The sequence below is a fragment of the Rhodanobacter sp. UC4452_H20 genome, from assembly GCF_052978205.1.
The window spans coordinates 3,719,440-3,739,421 of record NZ_CM129662.1 but is presented as its reverse complement, the minus strand read 5'-3'; the positions used below and the strand labels follow the sequence as shown (position 1 = coordinate 3,739,421).

The following is a 19,982-nucleotide window of genomic DNA, read 5'->3' as shown; positions in this document are numbered from 1 at the left end:
GCGGAGCAGGCTGACGGCATGAAGTGGATCAAGCGCATTGCCGTCGCCGCTGTCGCGCTGCTGCTGGTGGCGACGCTGGCGTCGTGGTGGCTGCTCGGCACCGCTCCGGGCCTGCGGTTCGCCCTGGCGCGTGCGCAATCCTTGAGTGGCGGCACGTTGCAGGTGCAGCAGGCGCAGGGGCGGCTGGCCGGGCCGCTGCAACTTTCCGGCGTGCGCTACGACGACGGCCACGGCACCGTGGTGGATCTGGCCACGGTGCGGCTGGACTTGCGCTTCTGGTCGCTGCTGGGCAAGCGCGTGCACCTGACCGCGCTCGACGTGGAGCGCGTCACGGTGGCGTTGCCCGCCGCCAGCACCGATGAAAGCGCAAGCTCCGGCAGCCTGTCGCTGCATCTGCCGGTGGAGCTGATCCTGGATCGCGTGCACGTCGGCCCGATCAAGGTGACGCAGGCGGGCAAGGACGTGTTTGCCGCCGATCGGCTCGACCTGGCCGGGCGCTGGACCGACCGCGGCATCGCGCTGCGCCAGCTCGCGCTGCGCGCACCGGACGGCCATGCCGATCTCGCCGGCGAGCTGGTCTTCGGCAAGAGTTATCAAGGCAACGGCACGCTGGGCTTTGCGTGGAAAGCCGGCGACACCGATGTCGCCGGCACGCTCTCGATCCACAGCGACGGCAGGCGGGCCACGCTGGATGGCGCGCTCACCGCACCGGCGCCGATGAAGCTGCACGCCGAACTCGCCCAGGCTGGCGAATTCGGCTGGAGCGGCACGCTCGAGGCGCCGCGTTTCGACCCCGCGCCGCTGCTCGGCGAAGGCTCGCTGCAATCGCTGGCGTTCTCGCTCGCGGGGCACGGCAACCGCCACGGCGGCACGCTCGAAGGCCAGCTCGACCTGAACCAGTACCGCGTGCTGCTGCAACCGCTGCGCGCGCGGTTCGACCCCGACTACCACACGCTCACGCTCGAACGACTCCGGCTCGGCTCGCCGCGCTTCAAGGGCAACGTGGAAGCGAGCGGCACCGTGCAGCTGGACGCCAAGCCACTCGCCGCCAACCTGCAGATCGGCTGGACCGACCTGCAACTGCCGGCCGAGCTGGCTGGTCGGGAGTTGGCCAGCCACGGCCAGCTCAAGGCCACGGGCAGCGTCGACGCGTACCGCGTGCAAGGCAATCTCGCGCTGGGTCCGCCCGGCAAGCTGGCGCAGCTGGCGTTGGAACTGGACGGCACGCCGCAGCGCTTGCAGGTGCGCACGCTCGACCTGAAACAAGCCAAGGGCCGGCTCCAGGCGCACGCCGAGCTGACCTTGCAACCGGGGCTGGCGTGGCAGGCCGAGGTCCGCGCCGAGGCCTTCGACCCTGGCCAGTTGCTGGCGCACTGGGACGGCGCGCTCGATGCCGACATCGCCAGCCAGGGCCGGCGCACGGCCGACGGACTCGACGCCACGCTGGACATCCGCAAGCTCGCCGGCAACCTGCGCAAGCGCGCGGTCAGCGGCCACGGCAAGCTGCACCTGTCGCCGCAGCGGGTGCTGGACGGTCGGCTGGAACTGGCCTCCGGTCCCAGCTCGCTGCAACTGACCGCGCGGCCCGGCGCCAGCAACGACGCCGAACTGCAACTGGCGATCGCCTCGCTCGGCGACTGGCTGCCCGATGCCAGCGGCCGTCTGGACGGCCATTTGCGAATCCAGGGCAAGCTGCCGAAGCTCGGCATCAACGGCCAGCTGCACGGAGAGGCGTTGGCCTGGCAGCAGCAGCGCGCACGGCGCCTGCGCCTGATCGTGGGGCTGCCGGACATCAGCCGCGTGGCCGGCAAGCTGGACCTGCAACTGGATGACACTACCGTGCAGGGGCTGACATTCCAGGATATCCACGCGCTGGCCGAAGGCAGCGATTCCAACCATCGGCTCGAAGTGCAGGCGCGCGGCAGCCAGCTGTCCGGCACGCTCGACCTGCACGGCGCGCTCGCCGGTTCGCGCTGGAGCGGCACGCTGTCGACGCTGAATCTGGAACCCCAGGGCCTGCCGCCGTGGCGTCTGCAGCATGCCACCCAGCTCGGCTACGACGATGGCGCGATGCAGCTTGCCGACCTGTGCCTCACCGCGGGCGACCCACTGCTGTGCGCCAGCGCGCGCCGCGACAAGGCCGGCAACCTCGACGCCAGCTATCGGCTGCAGGCCCTGCCGCTGGCGCTGCTGTTGAACGCCACCGGCGAAGCCGACCTGCCGCTGCGCGCCGACGGCGACATCGAGGGCAGCGGCAAGATCCACCGCAGCGCAGCCGGCGCGCTGAGCGGCCGGGCGTCGATCGGCTCGGCGCACGGCGCGATCAGCTACACCGACGACACGCGCGCGCCGCTGCTGCGCTACGACCGCCTGCAGCTCGACGCCGACCTCACGCCGCAGCGCCAGCAGATCGACCTGCATGCCGCGCTGAACGATGGCGGCCGCATCGACGGTCAGCTCGGCATCGCCGGCGCGCAACAGGCGCTGAGCGGCCAGCTGGAATTGCACCTGGGCAACCTCGCCTTCGTCGAGTTGCTCAGCCACGAACTGGCCAACGTGAAGGGCCGCGCCGACGGCCGCTTCCAGTTCGCCGGCAGCCTGGCGCAACCGCTGTTGACGGGCCAGGCCGAGCTGGGCGATTTCACCGCGGAGATTCCCGCCGCCGGGCTGACCCTCGCGCAGGGACAACTCCACGTGACCACGTTCGACGGACAGCAGTTGCAGATCCGCGGCAGCGTGCAGTCGGGCAAGGGCAGTGTCGCGGTGGACGGCAGCGCCAGCCTCGACGGCGCCCAGCCCACGCGACTCACCATCAAGGGCAGCCAGTTCACCGCGGTGGACATCCCTGCGGCCAGCGTGGTGCTCTCGCCCAACCTGCTCGTGCAGCAAGGCGCCAACGGCATCGACATCACCGGCGCGGTGAGCCTCGACCGTGCACGGGTGAACGTGGACAAGCTGCCCGGCGCCGGCGCCAGCGTCGCCTCGCCCGACGTGGTGGTGGTGGACGCCCGGCAGGCGCAGGGCGCCGCCAGCGGCACGCCGTTGAACGCGATGGTCAAGGTCAACCTGGGCGAGCAGACCCACGTCACCGGCATGGGCCTGGACGGCCGCCTCAGCGGCGTGCTGACGGTGATCGAAAAGCCTGGCCGCGCCACCATCGGCCAGGGCCAGATCGCGGTGAACGGCACCTACCGCGCGTACGGACAGGACCTGCAGATCCAGCGCGGCCAGCTGCTGTTCGCCAGCACGCCGATCGACAACCCCGGCCTGAACATCCGTGCGGTGCGCAAGCTCAACCCCAACGCCACCATCGACGAGGGCCAGGAAGTGGGCCTGTACGTCTCCGGCACCGCGCAGCGGCCGATCCTCACCGTGTTCTCCAACCCGGTGATGGAGCAGTCCGACGCGCTGTCGTACCTGATCACCGGCAAGCCGCTGTCCGAGGTCAAGGGTGGCGAAGGCAGCATGGTCAGCGCCGCGGCGCAGGCGCTGGGTTCGGCCGCGGGCGACCTGCTCGCCAAGCGGATCGGCTCGCAGCTGGGGCTGGACGACATCGGCGTGTCCAGCAACGAGGCGCTCGGCGGCAGTTCGGCGTTCACCGTCGGCAAGTATCTTTCGCCGCGGCTTTATCTCAGCTACGGCGTGGGCCTGTTCGAGCCGGGCGAGGTGATCACCCTGCGCTATCGGCTGAGCAAGCGCTGGAACCTGGAGGCGCAGCAGGCCACCGAGTTCAGCCGCGCCAGCCTCAACTACCGGCTCGAAAGATAGGGCCGCCGCGGCCGCCGACGGATTGCTGCGGCGGCAGACGGCCCTGGCCCGGCCCGCTAGAATGGCGGGTGCTGCGGCAATCACGTCCGCACCGTTTCGGAAAACCATGCGCCTCTACCTGCAATCCGTGCCCGGCAGTACCGACACGCCGCGCTATGTCCAGATCACGCTGGAGCAGGATCTGCTCGGCGGCTGGACGCTGTACCGCGAGTCGGGCACCCAGGGCGGGCGCGCCACCATGAAGCGCGAGCAGTTCCTGGAACGCGACGCGGCCATTGCCGCGTTCGAGAAGACCCGCGACGCGCAGCTCAAGCGCGGCTTCCGCCTGATGTTCGCCCAGGGCCAGGAAGGCCCGTACGGGCGCTGAAATCCCTCACCGTTGATTGCCATGCCCGATGCCCTGAACAACGACCGCTTCCTGCGCGCGCTGCGCCGCGAGCCCACCGACACCACGCCGATCTGGGTGATGCGCCAGGCGGGCCGCTACCTGCCCGAGTACCGCGCCACCCGCGAGCGCGCCGGCAGCTTCATGGGCCTGGCGCAGAACCCGGAATACGCCTGCGAAGTGACCCTGCAACCGCTGCGGCGTTTCGACCTCGACGCGGCGATCCTGTTTTCCGACATCCTCACCATTCCCGACGCGATGGGCCTCGGCCTCTCGTTTGCGCACGGCGAAGGCCCGCAGTTCGCGCGCCCCGTCCGCACCGCGGCGGACATCACCCGGCTCGCCGTGCCGGACATGGATGGCGAACTGCGCTATGTGATGGACGCGGTGCGGCTGATCCGCCGCGAACTGCACGGCCGCGTGCCGTTGATCGGTTTTTCCGGCAGCCCGTGGACGCTGGCCTGCTACATGGTCGAGGGCCACGGCTCGCGCGATTTCGCCACGCTCAAGACGCTGTGCTGGAACGAGCCGAAACTCGCCCACCAGCTGCTCGACACGCTGGCCCAGGCGGTGACCGCCTACCTGCTCGCCCAGGCCACGGCCGGCGCGCAGGCGCTGATGATCTTCGACACCTGGGGCGGCCTGCTCGGCCCGGCGCCGTTCCGCGAGTTCTCGCTGCGCTACATGACGCGGATCGTGGCCGCGCTGAAAGAGCACGCCGCTTCGCGCGAACTGCCGGTGATCCTGTTCTCCAAGGGCGCCCATGGCCAGTTGGCGGCGCTGGCCGACAGCGGCTGCGCGGCGCTTGGCGTGGACTGGACGGTCGACCTGGCCGACGCGCGTGCCGCCGTGGCGGGCCGCGCGGCGCTGCAAGGCAACCTCGATCCGGCGATCCTGCGCGCCAGCCCGGCGGTGATCCGCCGCGAGGCCCGCGCGGTGATGGACAGCTACGGCAACCACCCCGGCCACGTGTTCAACCTCGGCCACGGCATCACCCCGGAGGTCGATCCCGAGCACGTCAAGGTGCTGGTGGACGAGGTGCACGCCTACGGGCGCACGCTGCGCGCCTGATCGAGGACCGGCGCGCGCGCGGCACTCAAGATCGGCGACGCGACGCCGATACCCCAGTGGCATGGACCCCGGTGCGAGCAGCCAGGCCGCGGCCTGCGGCAGGCCGAATGCCTCGCGGCCCGGCATGAGATGCGCGGCAGTCGCACATCCGCCCGCATCCCGCGTACCGTGTGCGTCATCGACCCAACGAGCAGCTGCATGAAGGCCATCGAACAACTGCGAATCAACGGCGGCCTGCCCAGCCCGAAGGGTGTGGCGCTGGCGATCATGCAGATCAGTCGCCGCGACGACGCGACGCTGGAGGAAATCAGCCGCCTGGTGCAGAGCGACCCGGTCACCAGCGGGCGCCTGCTGCACATGGCCAACGCCGCCAGCATCGGCGGCCGCCCGCTGGCCAGCATCCCCGAGGCGATCATTCGCCTCGGCCTGGCCGCCGTGCGCCAGCTGGCGATGGGTTTCTCGCTGGTCGACCAGTACCGCAGCGGCGCCTGCAAGAGCTTCGACTACCCGCGCTTCTGGTCGCACTCGCTGCTGATGGCGGTGGCCATGCAGGAGCTCGGCAAGCGGGTGCGGCTCGCGTCGCCGGATGAGCTGTTCGCCTGTGGCCTGCTCGCCCGCATCGGGCAGCTGGCGCTGGCCACGCTGTACCCCGAGGAATACGCGCAGCTGCTGCAACGCGGCGGCGAGACCACGGTGGAGGCCGAGCGGCAACTGCTGCACGTCGACCACAACGAACTCACCGCGGTGATCCTCGAAGACTGCGGCATCCCGCGGGCACTGGCCGAGCCGGTGTTCTTCCACGAAAACGTCGAGTCGGCCAGCTTCGCCGAGGGCTCGCGTCCGTACCAGCTCACCCGGCTGTTCCACCTGGCCAGGCGGCTGGCCGACCTGAGCCTGGCGCCGGACGAGCAGCGTACCCAGCACATCGGCGAGCTGATGCTGCTGGGCGGCAAGATCGGCCTGGACGCCGGCGAACTCGGCATCCTGCTCGACCAGGTGCATGCGCAATGGCACGACTGGAGCGCGGTGCTGCAAGTTCCCGACGACAACGTGTCGGCCTTCACCGACCTCGTCGCCACCCCGGCCGCCGCCGCTGACAACGCGCCCGCCGTGGAGGTCTCGCGCGTGCTGTGGGTGGCCAGCGCGGCGCCGGTGCGCGCGATGCTGGCGGAGATCCTCGGCGGCATGCCCGATCAGGTGGTGCACTCGGCCGGAAGCGGCGAGGAAGGCCTCGCGCTGGCCGTGCAGCTGATGCCGCAGGTGGTGATCGCCGACTCGCGCATGCCCGGGCTGGACGGCTGGGCGCTGTGCCGCGCGCTGCGCGCCACGCCGTGGGGCCAGTCGATCTACCTGATCGTGCTGGCCAGCGTGACGTCCGAAACCGAAATCCGCCTGGCCACCGAGGCGCAGATCAACGATTGCGTGAGCCCGGCCCAGGCCGCCCGCATGTTGCCGTTGCGGATGGGCGCGGCGCGCCAGTACGTGAAGCTGCTCAACCAGTGGGAGCACGACCGCGCGCAGCTCAAGCGGTTCTCCGCCGAACTGGCGATGAGCAACCGCAAGCTGCAGCACTACGCCCTGATCGACCAGCTCACCGGCCTGCAGAACCGGCGCGCGGGGATGGAGTCGCTGGCCCAGGCGTGGAGCATGGCCGAACGCTCCGGCGATCCGGTGACGATGATGATGATCGACATCGACCGCTTCAAGGAGGTCAACGACACCCACGGCCACGCGGTAGGCGACCAGGTGCTGCTCGAAGTGGCCCGCACCATCCGCCGCTCCGCGCGCAAGGAGGACGCCGTGTGCCGCATGGGCGGCGAGGAGTTCCTGGTGATCTGCCGCAATGCCGACTTGTCCTCCTCATTGCACGCGGCCGAGCGCCTGCGCAAGGCGGTGGCCGGCCTGCGGGTGGCCGTCGAGGACCAGCAACTGGGCGTGACGATCAGTATCGGCCTGGCCGCGCGCGAGGACGGCATGGCCGACCCCGGCGCCCTGGTCAACGCCGCCGACAAGGCGCTTTACGCGGCCAAGAAGAAGGGTCGCAACCGCACCTGCCGCTACGAGGACGGCAAGCTTTACCTGGAAGGCTGAGCGCGACGCCTCAGGGCGTGCCGGCGAACGCGTGATCCAGCCAGTCGTGCATCAGCCGGTAGCTGCGCGCCGCGGCCGCGGCGTCGTAGCGGCAGCCGGGCGAGTTCTCGCCGACCTCGGTGAAGCAGTGCACCGCGTGGCCGAGCACCACGAACTGCCAATCGGCGGGGCTCATGCGCATCTCGTCCATGAACTTGCCTGCGTCCGGCATGGTGCCCTTGTCGTCGGCGCCGTTCATCGCCAGCACGCGCGCCTTGATGTGTTTGGCCAGCATCGGATCGTCGGTGGCCAGCCCGCCGTGGAACGACACCACCGCCGCCACGTCAGCGCCGCTGCGCGCCAGGTCGAGCACCGCCGAGCCGCCGAAACAGAAACCGATCGCCGCCAGCTTCGCGGGATCGAGCGGCGCGCCGGCGACCTGTGCCTTCAATTGCTCCAGCGCCACGCCGATCCGCTTGCGCATCAGCGCGCGATCGCCATACAGCGGCTTCACCGCGGCCTGCGCCTGCGCATTCGTGGTCGGGCGCACGTCCGCACCGTACATGTCGGTGAGCAGGATCACGTAATCCTTGCCGGCGATCATCTCGGCCTTCTTCACGGCCGCGTCGTTCACGCCGTACCAGTTCGGCACCATCACCAGGCCGGGGCGTTTGACCAGCGTGGCGTCGTCGTAGACCAGCACGCTGTGGAAACGGGTGCCGTCCTGCGTCCATTCGACCGGGCGATGCACCATCTTCGCCTGGACGGCGAGGCTTGATCCGGCAAGCAACAGCAGACAGCAGAGTCGGGCGATGCGCATGGTCGATCCTCCGGTGGCGTTACGCTGCCCTCCCCTGCGCGTTCCCGAGGAACCTCCTTCGGTCGCAGGCGAGGGCAAAGATCTAAAGTCCTGCGGCGTGATCCGACAGGCGCCGCTTCAACGGCGCCAGCCGATCGAGCAAGCGCACGCCGACGGCGCGCGCGGCGACCAGCGGCGGCGACTGCCAGGCGTAGATGCGCGCGAGCGCGTCGAAGCCGAGCGCATCCAGCGTGTCGGCGCTGCGCCGGCGCCGCGCATAGCGACGCAGCACGTGTTCAGCGCCGATGTCGCGGCCTGCCGCACGCGCCTGGACCAGGGTGTCGCGCAGCTCGGCCACGTCGCGCAGGCCCAGGTTGACGCCCTGCCCGGCCAGCGGATGCACCGCATGCGCGGCGTCGCCCAGCAGCACGAAGCGCTCGGCCTGGTAACGCTCGGCCAGTTGCAGCTTCAACGGAAACGCGGCGCGCGCCGTGCTGCCGGTAATCCGGCCCAGGCGGAAATCGCTGGCGGCGCCGAGCTCGTCGCAGAAGCGCCGGTCGTCCAGCGCCAGCACGCGCTGCGCCTCGGCCTCGGGCAGCGACCACACGATCGAGCTGCGCCCGTCGGCCAGCGGCAACAGGGCGAGCGGGCCGCCCGGCAGGAAGCGCTGCCACGCCGTATCTTCATGCGCGCGCTCGGTGTCTACATGCGCCACCACCGCACGCTGCGCGTAATCGCGCCCGCGCGTGCCGATGCCGGCCAGCTGGCGCAGCGGCGAGCCGGCGCCGTCGGCGGCCACCAGCACGGCAGCAGGCAGCGTCGCGCCATCGGCCAGTTGCAACTGGATGCGATCGTCGCGCGCCTCGAAAGCCGTCACTTCGGCCGGACACAGCCGGCGGACACCAGCTGTTTCCAGCGCCTGCCACAGCGTCCATTGCACGAGGCTGTTCTCGACGATGCAGCCGAGCAGGTCGCGACCTTCCGCAGCGGCATCGAAGTCGATCGACGCGCCGCTGGCGTCGTCCCACACATGCATGCGCCGGTAGGCCGAGGCACGCGCCTGGCGGATGGACGTCCAGACGTCCATGTCATCCAGCAGCGCGATCGACGAGGGCGCCAGCCCGACCACGCGCAGGTCCACCTCGGCATCTGCGCACCACGGCCGCGGCGCCCGTGCTTCCAGCAGGGCGACGCTGAAACCCGCGCGGGCCAGCGCGAGTGCAGCCGCCGCGCCGACCATGCCGCCGCCGACCACGGCCACGTCGAGTGCCGCGGCGCGGCGGCGCGGGGCGACCTCGCCGATGGCGGCGTTCATGGCACCCGCTCCAGCACGGCGCGCGGCGGCGTACCGCGAAAGCCCATGCCGCGCCGCGCCAGCGCCCGCTGCAGCGGCGGCAACCGGTCGCAGGCCAGCAAGGCCAGCGAGCGCAGCGGTGCCAGCAACGGTTGCCGCAGGCAGGCCAGTTGCACGAGGCCGTGGCTCATCGCCATGGTGCCTTCGCGATCCGGCGCGCGGCGTGCTGCATAGCGGGCGAGCATGTCCGCGTCGCCGGGATCGGCCTGCGCGGCCACCAGCTCGGCCAGGGTCAGCGCATCGCGCAAGCCCAGGTTGAAGCCTTGCGCGCCGATCGGATGCACGGTTTGCGCGGCATTGCCGATCAGCACCGCGCGCGATGCGATCAATTGCGCCGCCGCGACGCGGTGGATCGCGTAGGGATGGCGCCTGCCCGGTCGGCTCAGTCGCCCCAGGCGCCAGCCGAAGCGTTGCTGCGCCAGCTCGATGAAGGCGGCGTCATCCAGTGCGGCCACCGCAGCCGCTTCGTCCGCGGCCACCGTCAACACCAGCCCGCAGCGGCGTTCGGCCAGCGGCAGCAAGGCGATCGGACCGGCATCGGAAAAACGCTCGAAGGCGCGGCTGGCGTGATCGCGCTCGGGGGTGACGGTGCAGACGAACAGGGTCTGCCGATAATCGTGGTGCTCGGCGTCGATGCCCAGTTGCGTGCGCACGAACGAGCCGGTGCCGTCGGCGCCGACCAGCAGCGGCGTGTCGATGTGGCGTGTGCCGTCGGCGGTGTTGACCTGCGCGCGCCAACCGCCAGCCAGCGGTTCGAGCGCGGACAGCGTGGCGGGGGCGAGCCGGGTCAGCCGGGTACAGGCGTCGAGCCGGCGCAGCAGGGCCGCGCCGAGTTCGCGCGCCGGCAGGGTCCAGCCCAGCGCGTCGACGCCTTGCTTGTCTGCGTCGATGCGCGCGCTGCCGAATTCACCGGCACGGCTGACCCGGATGTGCCGGATCGGCGTGGCGCGGGCGGCAGCGTGCTGCCATACGCCGATCGCGTCGAGCCCGTTGACGGTGGCCCTGGCCAGCGCGAGGTTGCGCTCGTCGTAGCTGGGCTGCGCATCGGCGCGCGGCGCGGCGGTCTCGACCAGGGTGGCGGCGACACCGGCCGCGTCCAGTGCGATCGCCAGGCTGGCACCGACCAGGCCGCCACCGACGATCAATACGCTGCCGCAAACAGGGGAGCCGGAGGGATTCATGCCACGGATGATACGCGTCGACGCCGCACCGACGCATCGGGCCGGCCGCATTGGGCTAAACTTGCACGCCTGTATCCCGCAGCGCCGCACGGAGTTCCCATGGCAACCTCAACGACCCGACGCCTGGTCATCTTCCTGGGCCTGGCCCTGGTGATGGGCGTCACCCGCTTCCACCCCTCGCTGCTGCATCATGCGTTGTGGGACGCTTCGTGGGGCGTGTTTTTCCTCGCCGGCTTCTGGTTGCGCGGCCAGGGCCGCTGGGCCTTCCCGCTGCTGATGGCGGAAGCCGTGCTGGTGGATTACCTCGTGATCAGCGGCCAGGGCATCGACTTCTGGAGCCATTACTGCGTGTCCCCGGCCTACTGGTTCCTGCTGCCGTCCTACGGTGCGCTGTGGCTGGGTGGCAGCTGGCTGGCGAAACACCAGCAGGGCCTGAACCTGCGTACGCTGGGCCTCGCGGCCGGCACGCTGCTGGTGGCCGAGGGCGTCTGCTACCTGATCTCCAACGGCAGCTTCTACTGGCTCAGCGCCAGCGTTCCCGCGCCGCGCAGCCTCGGTGCGTGGTTCGGCAACCTTGGCGACTGGTACCTGCCGTTCCTCACCGGCACCGCCGTCTACGTGGGGCTGGGTGCGCTGCTGCATGCGCTGGCAACCCAGCTGACGCACGCCGCGCCGCGCAGCAACCACGCCAGGCACTGACGTGGGCAACCGCCTCTCGCGGATCTACACGCGCACCGGCGACGATGGGTCGACTGGCCTCGGCGACGGCTCGCGCGTCGGCAAGGATTCGCCGCGGGTCAACGCCTACGGCACGGTCGACGAGCTCAACAGCACGATCGGCATGCTGCTGGCCGCCGATGGCGTCACCGACGAGGTGCGCGAGGTACTGACCCAGGTGCAGCATGACCTGTTCGACCTCGGCGGCGAGCTGTGCATCCCCGGTATGGCGATGGTCAACGACAGCGACATCGAACGGCTCGAGCACATCCTCGACCGGCTCAACGAGCCGCTGCCGCCGCTGAAGGAGTTCATCCTGCCCGGTGGCGGCATGGCCGCGGCCTGCGGCCACCTGGCGCGCACCGTGTGCCGCCGCGCCGAGCGCGAGGTGATCGCGCTGGCGCGGGTGGAGGATATCCGCACCCAGCCGCAGCGCTACCTCAACCGGCTGTCGGACCTGTTGTTCGTGATCTCGCGGGTGCTGGCGCGCGCCAGCGGCCATGGCGAAGTGCTGTGGCAGCACGAGCGCCGCCCCAAGCCCAAACCCTCCGCCTGAGCTGCCGCATGCTGCGGCTGTACACCCATTCCGCCTGCCTGCGGCACGATCCGGGGCCGGGCCACGTGGAACGGCCGGCGCGACTGCATGCGGTATTGCAGGCGCTGGATCACGACCGCTACGCCGCGCTCGACCGTGTCGAGGCACCGCCGGCCACCCGCGAACAGCTGCTGCGCGTGCACGACGCGGGACACATCGGCGAAGTCCTGCTCGGCGCGCCGGCGGGCGAAATGCTGGCGCTGGACCAGGACACCGTGATGGGCCCCGGCTCGACCGAGGCGGCCCTGCACGCCGCGGGCGCCGTGGTGGCGGCGGTCGATGCGGTGCTCGGCGGCAGCGCGCAACGCGCTTTCTGCGCGGTGCGCCCGCCCGGCCACCACGCCACGCGCGAGCGGGCGATGGGCTTCTGCCTGTTCGACAACGTCGCGGTGGGCGCCGCCCACGCGCTGGCCGCGCACGGGCTCAAGCGGGTCGCCATCGCCGATTTCGACGTGCACCACGGCAACGGCACGCAGGACATCTTCGAACGCGAGCCGCGCGTGCTGTTCGCCTCCAGCCACCAGTCGCCGCTGTACCCGGACAGCGGCCACGAGGACGAGCGCGGCTGCGGCAACATCGTCAACGGCGTGTTGTCGCCCGGCGCCGGCTCGCATGAATTCCGCGAACTGTGGGATGCCGTGCTGCTGCCGCGCCTGCACGCGTTCCGGCCGCAATTGCTGCTGATCTCGGCCGGCTTCGACGCCCACGCCAACGACCCCCTGGCCGACATCCGGCTGAGCGAGGAAGACTACGCCTGGCTCACCGAGCGGCTGGTCGCGCTGGCCCGCCGCCATGCCGAGGGGCGCATCGTCTCCACCCTCGAAGGCGGCTACGACCTCGCCGCCCTGGCCGCCAGCGCCGCCGCCCACGTGCAGGCCCTGATGGAGTGAATCGGCGCCCGCAGCCAAGCCCGCGCTGAACGCGCGGACGCATCGGAGGGGGCGTTTCTGCTAACTTGACCAGCCTTCGAGGTCGGCAGGTTCCATCGTGACATCAACGTTTCCTCCACGTCGCCTGCTGGCAGTCGCCGCCGCGCTGGCGCTCTTCGGCGGCCAGCTTCCCGCCGCCTCCGCCGCCCCGGCGGCACGCAAGGCGCCGGACCCGGCCGACCAGAGTTGCCCGCTGGGTTCGTTCCACTGCGCACCGCGCCCGCTCAACTACGCGATGTGCCGGCCCAACGCGCTGCTGGAGTTCTACGATCCGACGCTGAGCCGGGACAGCAGCCAGCGCGCGACCGCACCGGCGCACGTCACCGCGCAGCACGTGGACAGCTCCGACCAGTCGGTCTACCACCTCTCCGGCGACGTGCTGCTGCAGCGCGCCGACCAGCAGCTGCAGGCCGATACGCTCGACTACAACGACTCGACCACCGACTACGATGCGCGCGGCAACGTGCGTTACCAGGAGGCCGGGCAACTGCTCGCCGCCTCGCACCTGCGCGGCAACACCAATGCCAGCCGCGGTGTGGCCGACGACGTGCGCTACCAGATGCTGGAATCGCGCGGCAATGGCGTGGCGCGCCAGGGACACATGCTGGATGCCGAGCGCACCCGCTATTCCATGGCCACGTATTCCACCTGCGATGTCGGCCACCACGTGTGGGAGTTCCGCGCCAAGTCGATCAGCATCGACAAGGCCAGCGGCGTGGGCGTGGCGCGCGATGCCACCATGCGCATCGGCAAGGTGCCGTTCCTGTACCTGCCGTACTTCACTTTCCCCACCGACGACCGGCGCAAGAGCGGCTTCCTCTACCCCACGCTGGGCAACACCAGCCGCGCGGGTTTCCAGCTCAGCACGCCCTACTACTTCAACCTGGCGCCGAACTACGACGCCACGCTGGACCCGCGCTACTACAGCCGCCGCGGCCCGCTGCTGGCGGGCGAGTTCCGCTACCTGGTGCCCGGCAGCAGCGGGCAGCTCAACGTGGAGTACGTGCCCGAGGACCGCGGCAAGAGCGACGGCCTGGCCGACACCACCGGCAAGTCGCGCCACCTGGTGTCCTTCTCCGACCGCACCGCCCTGTGGGACGGCTGGCGCTTCACCGGGACGTACAACCACGTATCCGACGCCAGCTACCTGTACGACTACGGCAATGCGATGTCGCACAGCCCGGTGTACAGCCTGCGCTCCGGTGCGGCGATCAGCGGCGGCGGCAAGTGGTGGGACGCCTCCTTCGGCGCCACCACCTACCAGAACACCAACCCGTTCGCGACCGACTCCGCGCTGCCTTACCGGCAGCTGCCGTATGCACTGTTCAGCGCGGAAGTGCCGCTGTCGCGCTGGCTGCAGGCCGGCGTGGACACCAGCGCGGTGATGTTCCGCAAGCCCGGCTACGTCGAGGGACAGCGCGAGGACCTTTACCCCTACCTCGCGGCCGATTTCGGCAGTGCCGCGTGGTTCGTGCGGCCGCGCCTGGCCTGGCGCTACACCGCCTACCAGCTCAGCGACGGCTACCAGGACTACGGGCGATTCGGGCGGCTCAGCGGCACGGCAGTGTCGCCATTCACCGAGCAGTCGCCGACCCGCTCGCTGCCGATCGTCAGCCTCGACTCGGGATTGATGTTCGACCGCAGCACCTCGCTGTTCGGCACGCACTACACGCAGACGCTGGAACCGCGCCTGTACTACCTCTACGTGCCGTACCGCGACCAGGACAACCTGCCGCTGTTCGACACCAACCTGATGTCGTTCGACTACTGGCAACTGTTCTCGACCAACCAGTTCTCCGGCGCCGACCGCCAGATGGACGCGAACAACGTCACCGCGGCGCTGACCACGCGCCTGCTGGACGACGATGGCGTCGAGCGGCTGTCGGCCAGCATCGGCCAGATCCGCTACCTCAGCCGGCAACGCGTGCTGGGCACCGACTGGACCGGCTCGGCCTACGTGGCCCAGCTCGACCTGCAATTGAACGACCGCTGGCGGGTGAACAGTTCCTGGCAGTGGAGCCCGAACAGCCGCGCCGTGGAGGCGGCCACGTTCGGTCTGCAGCGCCGCCTCGGCGATGCGGGCATCGTCAACCTCGCCTACCACTATCGGCGCGGCCGGCTGGAACAATACAGCGCCTCGGCGGTCTATCCGCTGTCGGACAGGTGGCGGTTGTTCGGCGCCTGGGCGTTTGCCCCGGCGATCGACACCACCTACAAGCTCCCCAGCGGCACCGTCGACGCGATGCTTGGCGTGGAGTACGACAGCTGTTGCGTCACCCTGCGGCTGGTCGACCGCAATTACGTCAACCAGTCCTACTACGGCACCACGTCGCCACCTTCCGGAAGCAACCTCAATCGGCGCGACAACGCGATCATGTTCGAAATCGTATTCAAGGGGCTGGGCTCGACCGGCGGCCAGATCGAACCGCTGCTGCGCCGTGATATTCTCGGCTATCAATAATCCATCGCCTCGGCGATCCAGGCTTTTTTCTCGATGAAGCAATTCCTTGCATCCCTCCTGCTCGCCTTGGCGATCGCCGTGCCTGCCCATGCGCAGTTGCTGCAGTCGGCCGCACCGGCGAACCAGTCGCTCGATCGCATCGTCGCGGTGGTCAACGACGACGTCATCCTGCAGAGCGAGCTGGACGACGCGGTGCGCACGATCCAGCAGCAGTACGCCGGCCGCGGGCAACTGCCGCCGATGGACGTGGTGACGCGGCAGGTGCTGAACCGGCTGATCCTGATGCGCCTGCAGGTGCAGCGCGCGCATGAACAAGGCATCTCGGTGTCCAGCGCCGACGTCGACCGCGCGGTCCAGGGGGTGGCGCAGCAGAACCGGCTCACCCCCGAGCAGTTGCGCGCGGCGGTCGAGCAGCAGGGCGGCAGCTTCGCCGCATTCCGCAAGGAACTGAGCGACCAGATCACCGTGCAGCGGCTGCACCAGAACGTGGTGCAAAGCTCGGTCTCGGTGACCGACAGCGAGATCGACAACCTGCTCGACAGCCCCACCTACAAGGCCGGCGAAGTGCACCTGGCGCACATCCAGGTGAGCATCCCCGGTGGCGCGGACGCCGCGGCGATCCAGGCCAGCCAGGCCAAGGCCGAGCAGGCCGCCGCCGCCGTCCAGGGCGGCATGGATTTCGGCGCCGCCGCGATCCGCTACTCCGACGCTTCCGATGCACTGGAAGGCGGCGACCTCGGCTGGCGGCGCATGGACGAGATTCCACCGGCGTTCGCCGACACGGTCGTCACGATGAAGCCGGGCCAGGTCAGCCAGATCCTGCGCGGCCCGACCGGCTTCCACATCCTCAAGCTCGTCGACCAGCGCAAGGGCGACCGCAAGATCGTCACCGAGTACCACGCGCGGCAGATCCTGATCAAGCCGAGCGAGCTGCTGAGCTCCGCCCAGGCACAGCAGAAGGCGCAGGACCTGTACCACCGCATCGTCGACAAGCACGAGGACTTCGCCGCGCTGGCGAAGGAGTTCTCCAAGGACGACACCACCGCCAACATCGGCGGCGACATGGGCTGGTTCCAGCCCTCGGCGTGGGGCGCGACGATCGCCGCCAAGCTGGCCTCGCTGAAGGACGGCCAGGTATCCGAGCCGTTCCAGAGTGAAGCCGGCTGGCATCTGCTGCAGCGCCTGGGTACGCGCCAGAGCGACCAGACCGTGGAGATCGAGCGCAACCAGGCGCGCCAGGCCATCGGCAACCGCAAGGCCGAGCAGGTCTACGACGACTACCTGCGCGACCTGCGTTCCAACGCCTACATCGAAATCCTCGTGCCGTCCCTGCGCGAGCCCGAGCAGGCGCCCGCCGACGGCGCCGCACCCCAGGCCAGCTGAGCGCGATGGCGCTCACCCGGCTGGCCGTCACCGCGGGCGAGCCGGCCGGCGTCGGTGCGGAGCTGCTGGTGCGGCTGGCCGGCACGTCGCTGGCGGCAAGCCTCGTCGCGATCACCGACCGCCACCTGCTCGAGCGCGCGGCGACACGCTGCGGCATGCACCTCGAATTGATCGACGACGACGGCGCACCGGCAGACTCCCGCGCCGCCGGCGCGCTGCGCGTGCGTCACGTGCCGCTGGCGACGAGGGAAGTGCCCGGCCACCCCGACCCGCGCAACGCGAGCCACGTGCTGGCCACCCTGGCCGAGGCCGCCGACGGCTGCATGGCCGGCCGTTATGCCGCGGTGGTCACCGCGCCACTGCAGAAGTCCTCGATCAACGATGCCGGCGTCGCCTTCCGCGGACACACCGAATTCTTCGCCGAACGCGCGGGCGCCGAGGTGGTGATGATGCTGGCCAGCCCGCAGCTGCGCGTGGCGCTGGCCACCACCCACCTGCCGCTGTCGGCCGTACCGGCGGCGATCACGCCCGCATTGCTGACCCGCGTGCTGCGCATCGTGGACGCCGAACTGCGCGGCAAGTTCGGCATCGACCAGCCACGCATCGCCGTGCTCGGACTCAATCCGCATGCCGGCGAGGGCGGCCACCTGGGCCGGGAAGAAATCGATACGCTGATCCCCGTGCTGGACGTCTTGCGCGGCGAGGGCATGCAGCTGCTCGGCCCGCTGCCCGCCGACACCGCCTTCGTGCCGGCGCAACGCACGCATTACGACGCGGTGCTGGCGATGTACCACGACCAGGCCTTGCCGGTGCTGAAGAGCGAAGCGTTCGATCGCACCGTGAACGTCACCCTGGGCCTGCCCTTCATCCGCACCTCGGTGGACCACGGCACCGCGCTGGATCTGGCCGGCACCGGCCGCGCCGATCCGTCCAGCCTGATCGCCGCAGCCAACCTCGCCATGACGCTGGTGGCGCGAAGGCGAGGAGTGAGTGGAGAGGAGTGAGGAGCGAGAGAGCCGCTCGCGCACTCATCTCCCCGACCTTCCACACACTCACTCCTCACTCCTCATTTCTCACTGCTCGCTCTGCCCCATGACCGCACGCCCCAAGAAAAGCTTCGGCCAGCACTTCCTGCACGACCGCCAATGCATCGAGCGCATCGTCGCGGCGATCGCACCGCGCGACGACGATTTCCTGGTCGAGATCGGCCCGGGCGAAGGCGCCCTGACGCTGCCCCTGCTGGGCGCGGCAGGCAAGCTCACGGCGATCGAGCTGGACACGGACCTGATCCCCGCCCTGCGTGCGCGCGCCGCCACGGTCGGTGCGCTGCACGTCCTGCACGCCGACGTGCTGAAGGTCGACTTCACCGCGATGGCGCACAGTCACGGCGTGCCGCGGTTGCGGCTGGCCGGCAACCTGCCCTACTACATCTCCAGCCCGATCCTGTTCCACTGCGTCGAGCACGCGGCGGCGATCGAGGACATGCACTTCATGCTGCAGAAGGAAGTCGTCGACAGGATGGCTGCCGCACCGGGCAGCAAAGTGTACGGCCGGTTGTCGGTCATGCTGCAGCTGGCGTGCCGGGTGGAACCGCTGTTCGACGTGCCGCCGGAGTCGTTCCGGCCGCCGCCGAAGGTCGACTCCGCCGTAGTGCGACTGCAGCCGCTGTCGCCGGAACAACGGCACGACGCCGACCCGCCGCAACTCTATGCCGTGGTGAAGGCGGCGTTCGCGCAACGGCGCAAGACGCTGTCCAACGCACTCAAGCAGGTGATGGACAGCGACGCGATCCGGCGCGCCGACGTGGACCCGCGCGCACGCGCCGAGACGCTGTCGCCGGCGGATTTCGTGCGCCTGGCCAAGGTCGTTCCGCCGGCGCAGTGAAGCCGTCGCGCACGCGCCGCCCCATTGGCGAGCGCAGGCCTTACAATCCGGGCATGACCGAACAATCCCCCTACACGATCGACGTGCAGGTGCAAACCCGCTTCGTTCCCGACCAGTCCAGGCCCGGGGACAACCGTTACGTTTTCGCCTACACCATCACCTTGCGCAACGCCGGCCAGCTGCCGGCGCGCCTGCTCGCGCGGCGCTGGCAGATCACCGACGCGAACGGCAAGGTCGAGGAAGTGAGCGGCGACGGCGTGGTCGGCGAACAGCCGTGGATGCGCCCCGGCGAGGATTTCGAATACACCTCCGGCGCGGTGCTGGAGACGCCGGTGGGCATCATGGGCGGCAGCTACCAGATGCTCGCCGACGACGGCACCGAGTTCGAGGCGCCGATCCCGACCTTCACCCTGTCCATCCCGCGTACGCTGCACTGATGGCCCGGGACTGACATGGCTACGTACGCCATCGGCGACGTGCAGGGCTGCTATCCCGAATTGCAACGCCTGCTGGAGAAACTGCGCTTCGACCCCGCGCGTGACCAGCTGTGGTTCTGCGGCGACCTGGTCAACCGCGGCGGGCAGTCGCTGGAAACACTGCGACTGATCCACGACCTGCGCGACTCGTGCGTTGTCACGCTGGGCAACCACGACCTCAGCCTGCTGGCGATCGCGCAGCGCAAGCCGGAGGCGCAGGCGCGGGTGAACCCCGAACTGCGCGAGGTGCTGTTTGCCGACGATGCACCGGTGCTGTTCGAATGGCTGCGCTCGCAGAAGCTGATGCACCACGACGAACAGCTCGACTGGGCGATGGTGCATGCCGGCCTCGCACCGGTGTGGACGCTGCGCCAGGCATTGCGTGCCGCCCAGGAGGTCGAGCGCGAGCTGTCCAGTCCGCGCCACCCGCGCCTGCTGCGCAACCTGTTCGGCAATCGTCCCGCGCAGTGGTCGAGCCGGCTGCAGGGCCAGGACCGTTACCGCGCCACCATCAACACCATGACGCGCATGCGCTACTGCGACGTCAACGGGCGCATCGACTTCGACGCCAAGGGCATCCCCGGCACGCAGAAGCCCGGCCTGTACCCGTGGTTTGCCGTGCCCGGCATGCGTCGACGCGACGTGCGTATCGTCTGCGGCCACTGGTCGGCGCTGGGCCGATTCGACGGACTGGGCGTGCACGCGATCGACACCGGCTGCGTCTGGGGCGGCAAGCTCACCGCACTGCAACTGGACGGCGAGGGGACGCACTACATCACCGTCAACGCCGAGCCGCATCGCAAGCGGCCGCCAGGCGGCGAGGACTGAAAGGCGAGGAGTGAGTGGAGAGGAGTGAGGAGTGAGAGCGGGCCGGACAGCTTTCTCTCACTCCTCACTCCTCTCCACTCA

At 70.0% G+C, this 19,982-nt stretch carries 16 protein-coding genes; 13 read left to right on the top strand and 3 right to left on the bottom strand.

Features of this window, described 5'->3' with window-relative positions; translation table 11 throughout:
- Positions 1-18: 18 nt before the first annotated feature.
- The 4 genes from ACVCMC_RS17050 (at position 19) to ACVCMC_RS17035 (ending at position 7,315) form a co-directional block, all read left to right on the top strand.
- Positions 19-3,768, top strand: coding sequence for a translocation/assembly module TamB domain-containing protein (locus ACVCMC_RS17050; RefSeq protein WP_447098168.1), 3,750 nt, complete (start codon positions 19-21; stop codon positions 3,766-3,768).
- A gap of 106 nt (positions 3,769-3,874) precedes the next feature.
- A complete protein-coding gene (locus ACVCMC_RS17045; RefSeq protein ID WP_395120076.1) occupies positions 3,875-4,135 on the top strand; it encodes a WGR domain-containing protein in 261 nt (86 codons plus the stop codon).
- Between the two features lie 21 nt (positions 4,136-4,156).
- Positions 4,157-5,224, top strand: a complete 1,068-nt coding sequence (gene hemE / locus ACVCMC_RS17040) for a uroporphyrinogen decarboxylase (RefSeq protein ID WP_447098167.1) — start codon at positions 4,157-4,159, stop codon at positions 5,222-5,224.
- Between the two features lie 198 nt (positions 5,225-5,422).
- The gene (locus ACVCMC_RS17035; RefSeq protein ID WP_395120078.1) at positions 5,423-7,315 is read left to right on the top strand and encodes a GGDEF domain-containing response regulator; all 1,893 of its coding nucleotides are present in this window, start codon (positions 5,423-5,425) and stop codon (positions 7,313-7,315) included.
- 10 nt (positions 7,316-7,325) lie between these two features.
- Here ACVCMC_RS17035 and ACVCMC_RS17030 read toward each other — a convergent pair whose 3' ends face one another.
- The 3 genes from ACVCMC_RS17030 to ubiH form a co-directional block, all read right to left on the bottom strand.
- Positions 7,326-8,114: a dienelactone hydrolase family protein gene (locus ACVCMC_RS17030; RefSeq protein ID WP_395120079.1), complete on the bottom strand. Its 789-nt coding sequence runs from the start codon at positions 8,112-8,114 to the stop codon at positions 7,326-7,328.
- Between the two features lie 82 nt (positions 8,115-8,196).
- Positions 8,197-9,408: a UbiH/UbiF/VisC/COQ6 family ubiquinone biosynthesis hydroxylase gene (locus tag ACVCMC_RS17025; RefSeq protein ID WP_447098166.1), complete on the bottom strand. Its 1,212-nt coding sequence runs from the start codon at positions 9,406-9,408 to the stop codon at positions 8,197-8,199.
- A complete protein-coding gene (gene ubiH, locus ACVCMC_RS17020) occupies positions 9,405-10,628 on the bottom strand; it encodes a 2-octaprenyl-6-methoxyphenyl hydroxylase (RefSeq protein ID WP_447098165.1) in 1,224 nt (407 codons plus the stop codon). The genes ACVCMC_RS17025 and ubiH overlap by 4 nt, the downstream gene beginning before the upstream one ends.
- Positions 10,629-10,727: 99 nt before the next feature.
- Between ubiH and ACVCMC_RS17015 the strand changes: the two genes are divergently transcribed.
- From ACVCMC_RS17015 to ACVCMC_RS16975, 9 genes are all read left to right on the top strand, one after another.
- Entirely contained in the window at positions 10,728-11,327 is a 600-nt protein-coding gene (locus tag ACVCMC_RS17015) for a hypothetical protein (RefSeq protein ID WP_395120082.1), read from the top strand.
- 1 nt (position 11,328) lies between these two features.
- Entirely contained in the window at positions 11,329-11,901 is a 573-nt protein-coding gene (locus tag ACVCMC_RS17010; RefSeq protein WP_395120083.1) for a cob(I)yrinic acid a,c-diamide adenosyltransferase, read from the top strand.
- 8 nt (positions 11,902-11,909) lie between these two features.
- The gene (locus tag ACVCMC_RS17005) at positions 11,910-12,830 is read left to right on the top strand and encodes a histone deacetylase family protein (protein ID WP_395120084.1); all 921 of its coding nucleotides are present in this window, start codon (positions 11,910-11,912) and stop codon (positions 12,828-12,830) included.
- 97 nt (positions 12,831-12,927) lie between these two features.
- Complete coding sequence (locus ACVCMC_RS17000) at positions 12,928-15,330, top strand: LPS-assembly protein LptD (RefSeq protein ID WP_447098164.1); 2,403 nt, start codon at positions 12,928-12,930, stop codon at positions 15,328-15,330.
- A 33-nt stretch (positions 15,331-15,363) separates the two neighbouring features.
- Entirely contained in the window at positions 15,364-16,713 is a 1,350-nt protein-coding gene (locus ACVCMC_RS16995) for a peptidylprolyl isomerase (protein ID WP_447098163.1), read from the top strand.
- Positions 16,714-16,718: 5 nt separating this feature from the next.
- Positions 16,719-17,717 (top strand): 4-hydroxythreonine-4-phosphate dehydrogenase PdxA, encoded by a 999-nt coding sequence (gene pdxA / locus ACVCMC_RS16990; RefSeq protein ID WP_447098162.1) that lies wholly within the window; start codon positions 16,719-16,721, stop codon positions 17,715-17,717.
- An 88-nt stretch (positions 17,718-17,805) separates the two neighbouring features.
- The gene (rsmA, locus tag ACVCMC_RS16985; protein ID WP_447098161.1) at positions 17,806-18,597 is read left to right on the top strand and encodes a 16S rRNA (adenine(1518)-N(6)/adenine(1519)-N(6))-dimethyltransferase RsmA; all 792 of its coding nucleotides are present in this window, start codon (positions 17,806-17,808) and stop codon (positions 18,595-18,597) included.
- Between the two features lie 53 nt (positions 18,598-18,650).
- Positions 18,651-19,034 (top strand): Co2+/Mg2+ efflux protein ApaG, encoded by a 384-nt coding sequence (gene apaG, locus ACVCMC_RS16980; protein WP_395120089.1) that lies wholly within the window; start codon positions 18,651-18,653, stop codon positions 19,032-19,034.
- Positions 19,035-19,049: 15 nt separating this feature from the next.
- A complete protein-coding gene (locus ACVCMC_RS16975) occupies positions 19,050-19,901 on the top strand; it encodes a symmetrical bis(5'-nucleosyl)-tetraphosphatase (protein WP_447098160.1) in 852 nt (283 codons plus the stop codon).
- The last annotated feature ends 81 nt before the right edge of the window (positions 19,902-19,982 follow it).

Excerpts from the sequence above, each read along its gene's own strand:
- ACVCMC_RS17045 (WP_395120076.1), top strand. The coding sequence starts at position 3,875 with ATGCGCCTCTACCTGCAATCCGTGCCCGGCAGTACCGACACGCCGCGC.
- pdxA (WP_447098162.1), top strand. The coding sequence starts at position 16,719 with ATGGCGCTCACCCGGCTGGCCGTCACCGCGGGCGAGCCGGCCGGCGTC.
- ACVCMC_RS17035 (WP_395120078.1), top strand. The coding sequence starts at position 5,423 with ATGAAGGCCATCGAACAACTGCGAATCAACGGCGGCCTGCCCAGCCCG.
- ACVCMC_RS17005 (WP_395120084.1), top strand. The coding sequence starts at position 11,910 with ATGCTGCGGCTGTACACCCATTCCGCCTGCCTGCGGCACGATCCGGGG.
- ubiH (WP_447098165.1), bottom strand. The coding sequence starts at position 10,628 with ATGAATCCCTCCGGCTCCCCTGTTTGCGGCAGCGTATTGATCGTCGGT.
- ACVCMC_RS17015 (WP_395120082.1), top strand. The coding sequence starts at position 10,728 with ATGGCAACCTCAACGACCCGACGCCTGGTCATCTTCCTGGGCCTGGCC.
- ACVCMC_RS17030 (WP_395120079.1), bottom strand. The coding sequence starts at position 8,114 with ATGCGCATCGCCCGACTCTGCTGTCTGCTGTTGCTTGCCGGATCAAGC.
- apaG (WP_395120089.1), top strand. The coding sequence starts at position 18,651 with ATGACCGAACAATCCCCCTACACGATCGACGTGCAGGTGCAAACCCGC.
- hemE (WP_447098167.1), top strand. The coding sequence starts at position 4,157 with ATGCCCGATGCCCTGAACAACGACCGCTTCCTGCGCGCGCTGCGCCGC.
- rsmA (WP_447098161.1), top strand. The coding sequence starts at position 17,806 with ATGACCGCACGCCCCAAGAAAAGCTTCGGCCAGCACTTCCTGCACGAC.
- ACVCMC_RS16995 (WP_447098163.1), top strand. The coding sequence starts at position 15,364 with ATGAAGCAATTCCTTGCATCCCTCCTGCTCGCCTTGGCGATCGCCGTG.
- ACVCMC_RS16975 (WP_447098160.1), top strand. The coding sequence starts at position 19,050 with ATGGCTACGTACGCCATCGGCGACGTGCAGGGCTGCTATCCCGAATTG.
- ACVCMC_RS17050 (WP_447098168.1), top strand. The coding sequence starts at position 19 with ATGAAGTGGATCAAGCGCATTGCCGTCGCCGCTGTCGCGCTGCTGCTG.
- ACVCMC_RS17025 (WP_447098166.1), bottom strand. The coding sequence starts at position 9,408 with ATGAACGCCGCCATCGGCGAGGTCGCCCCGCGCCGCCGCGCCGCGGCA.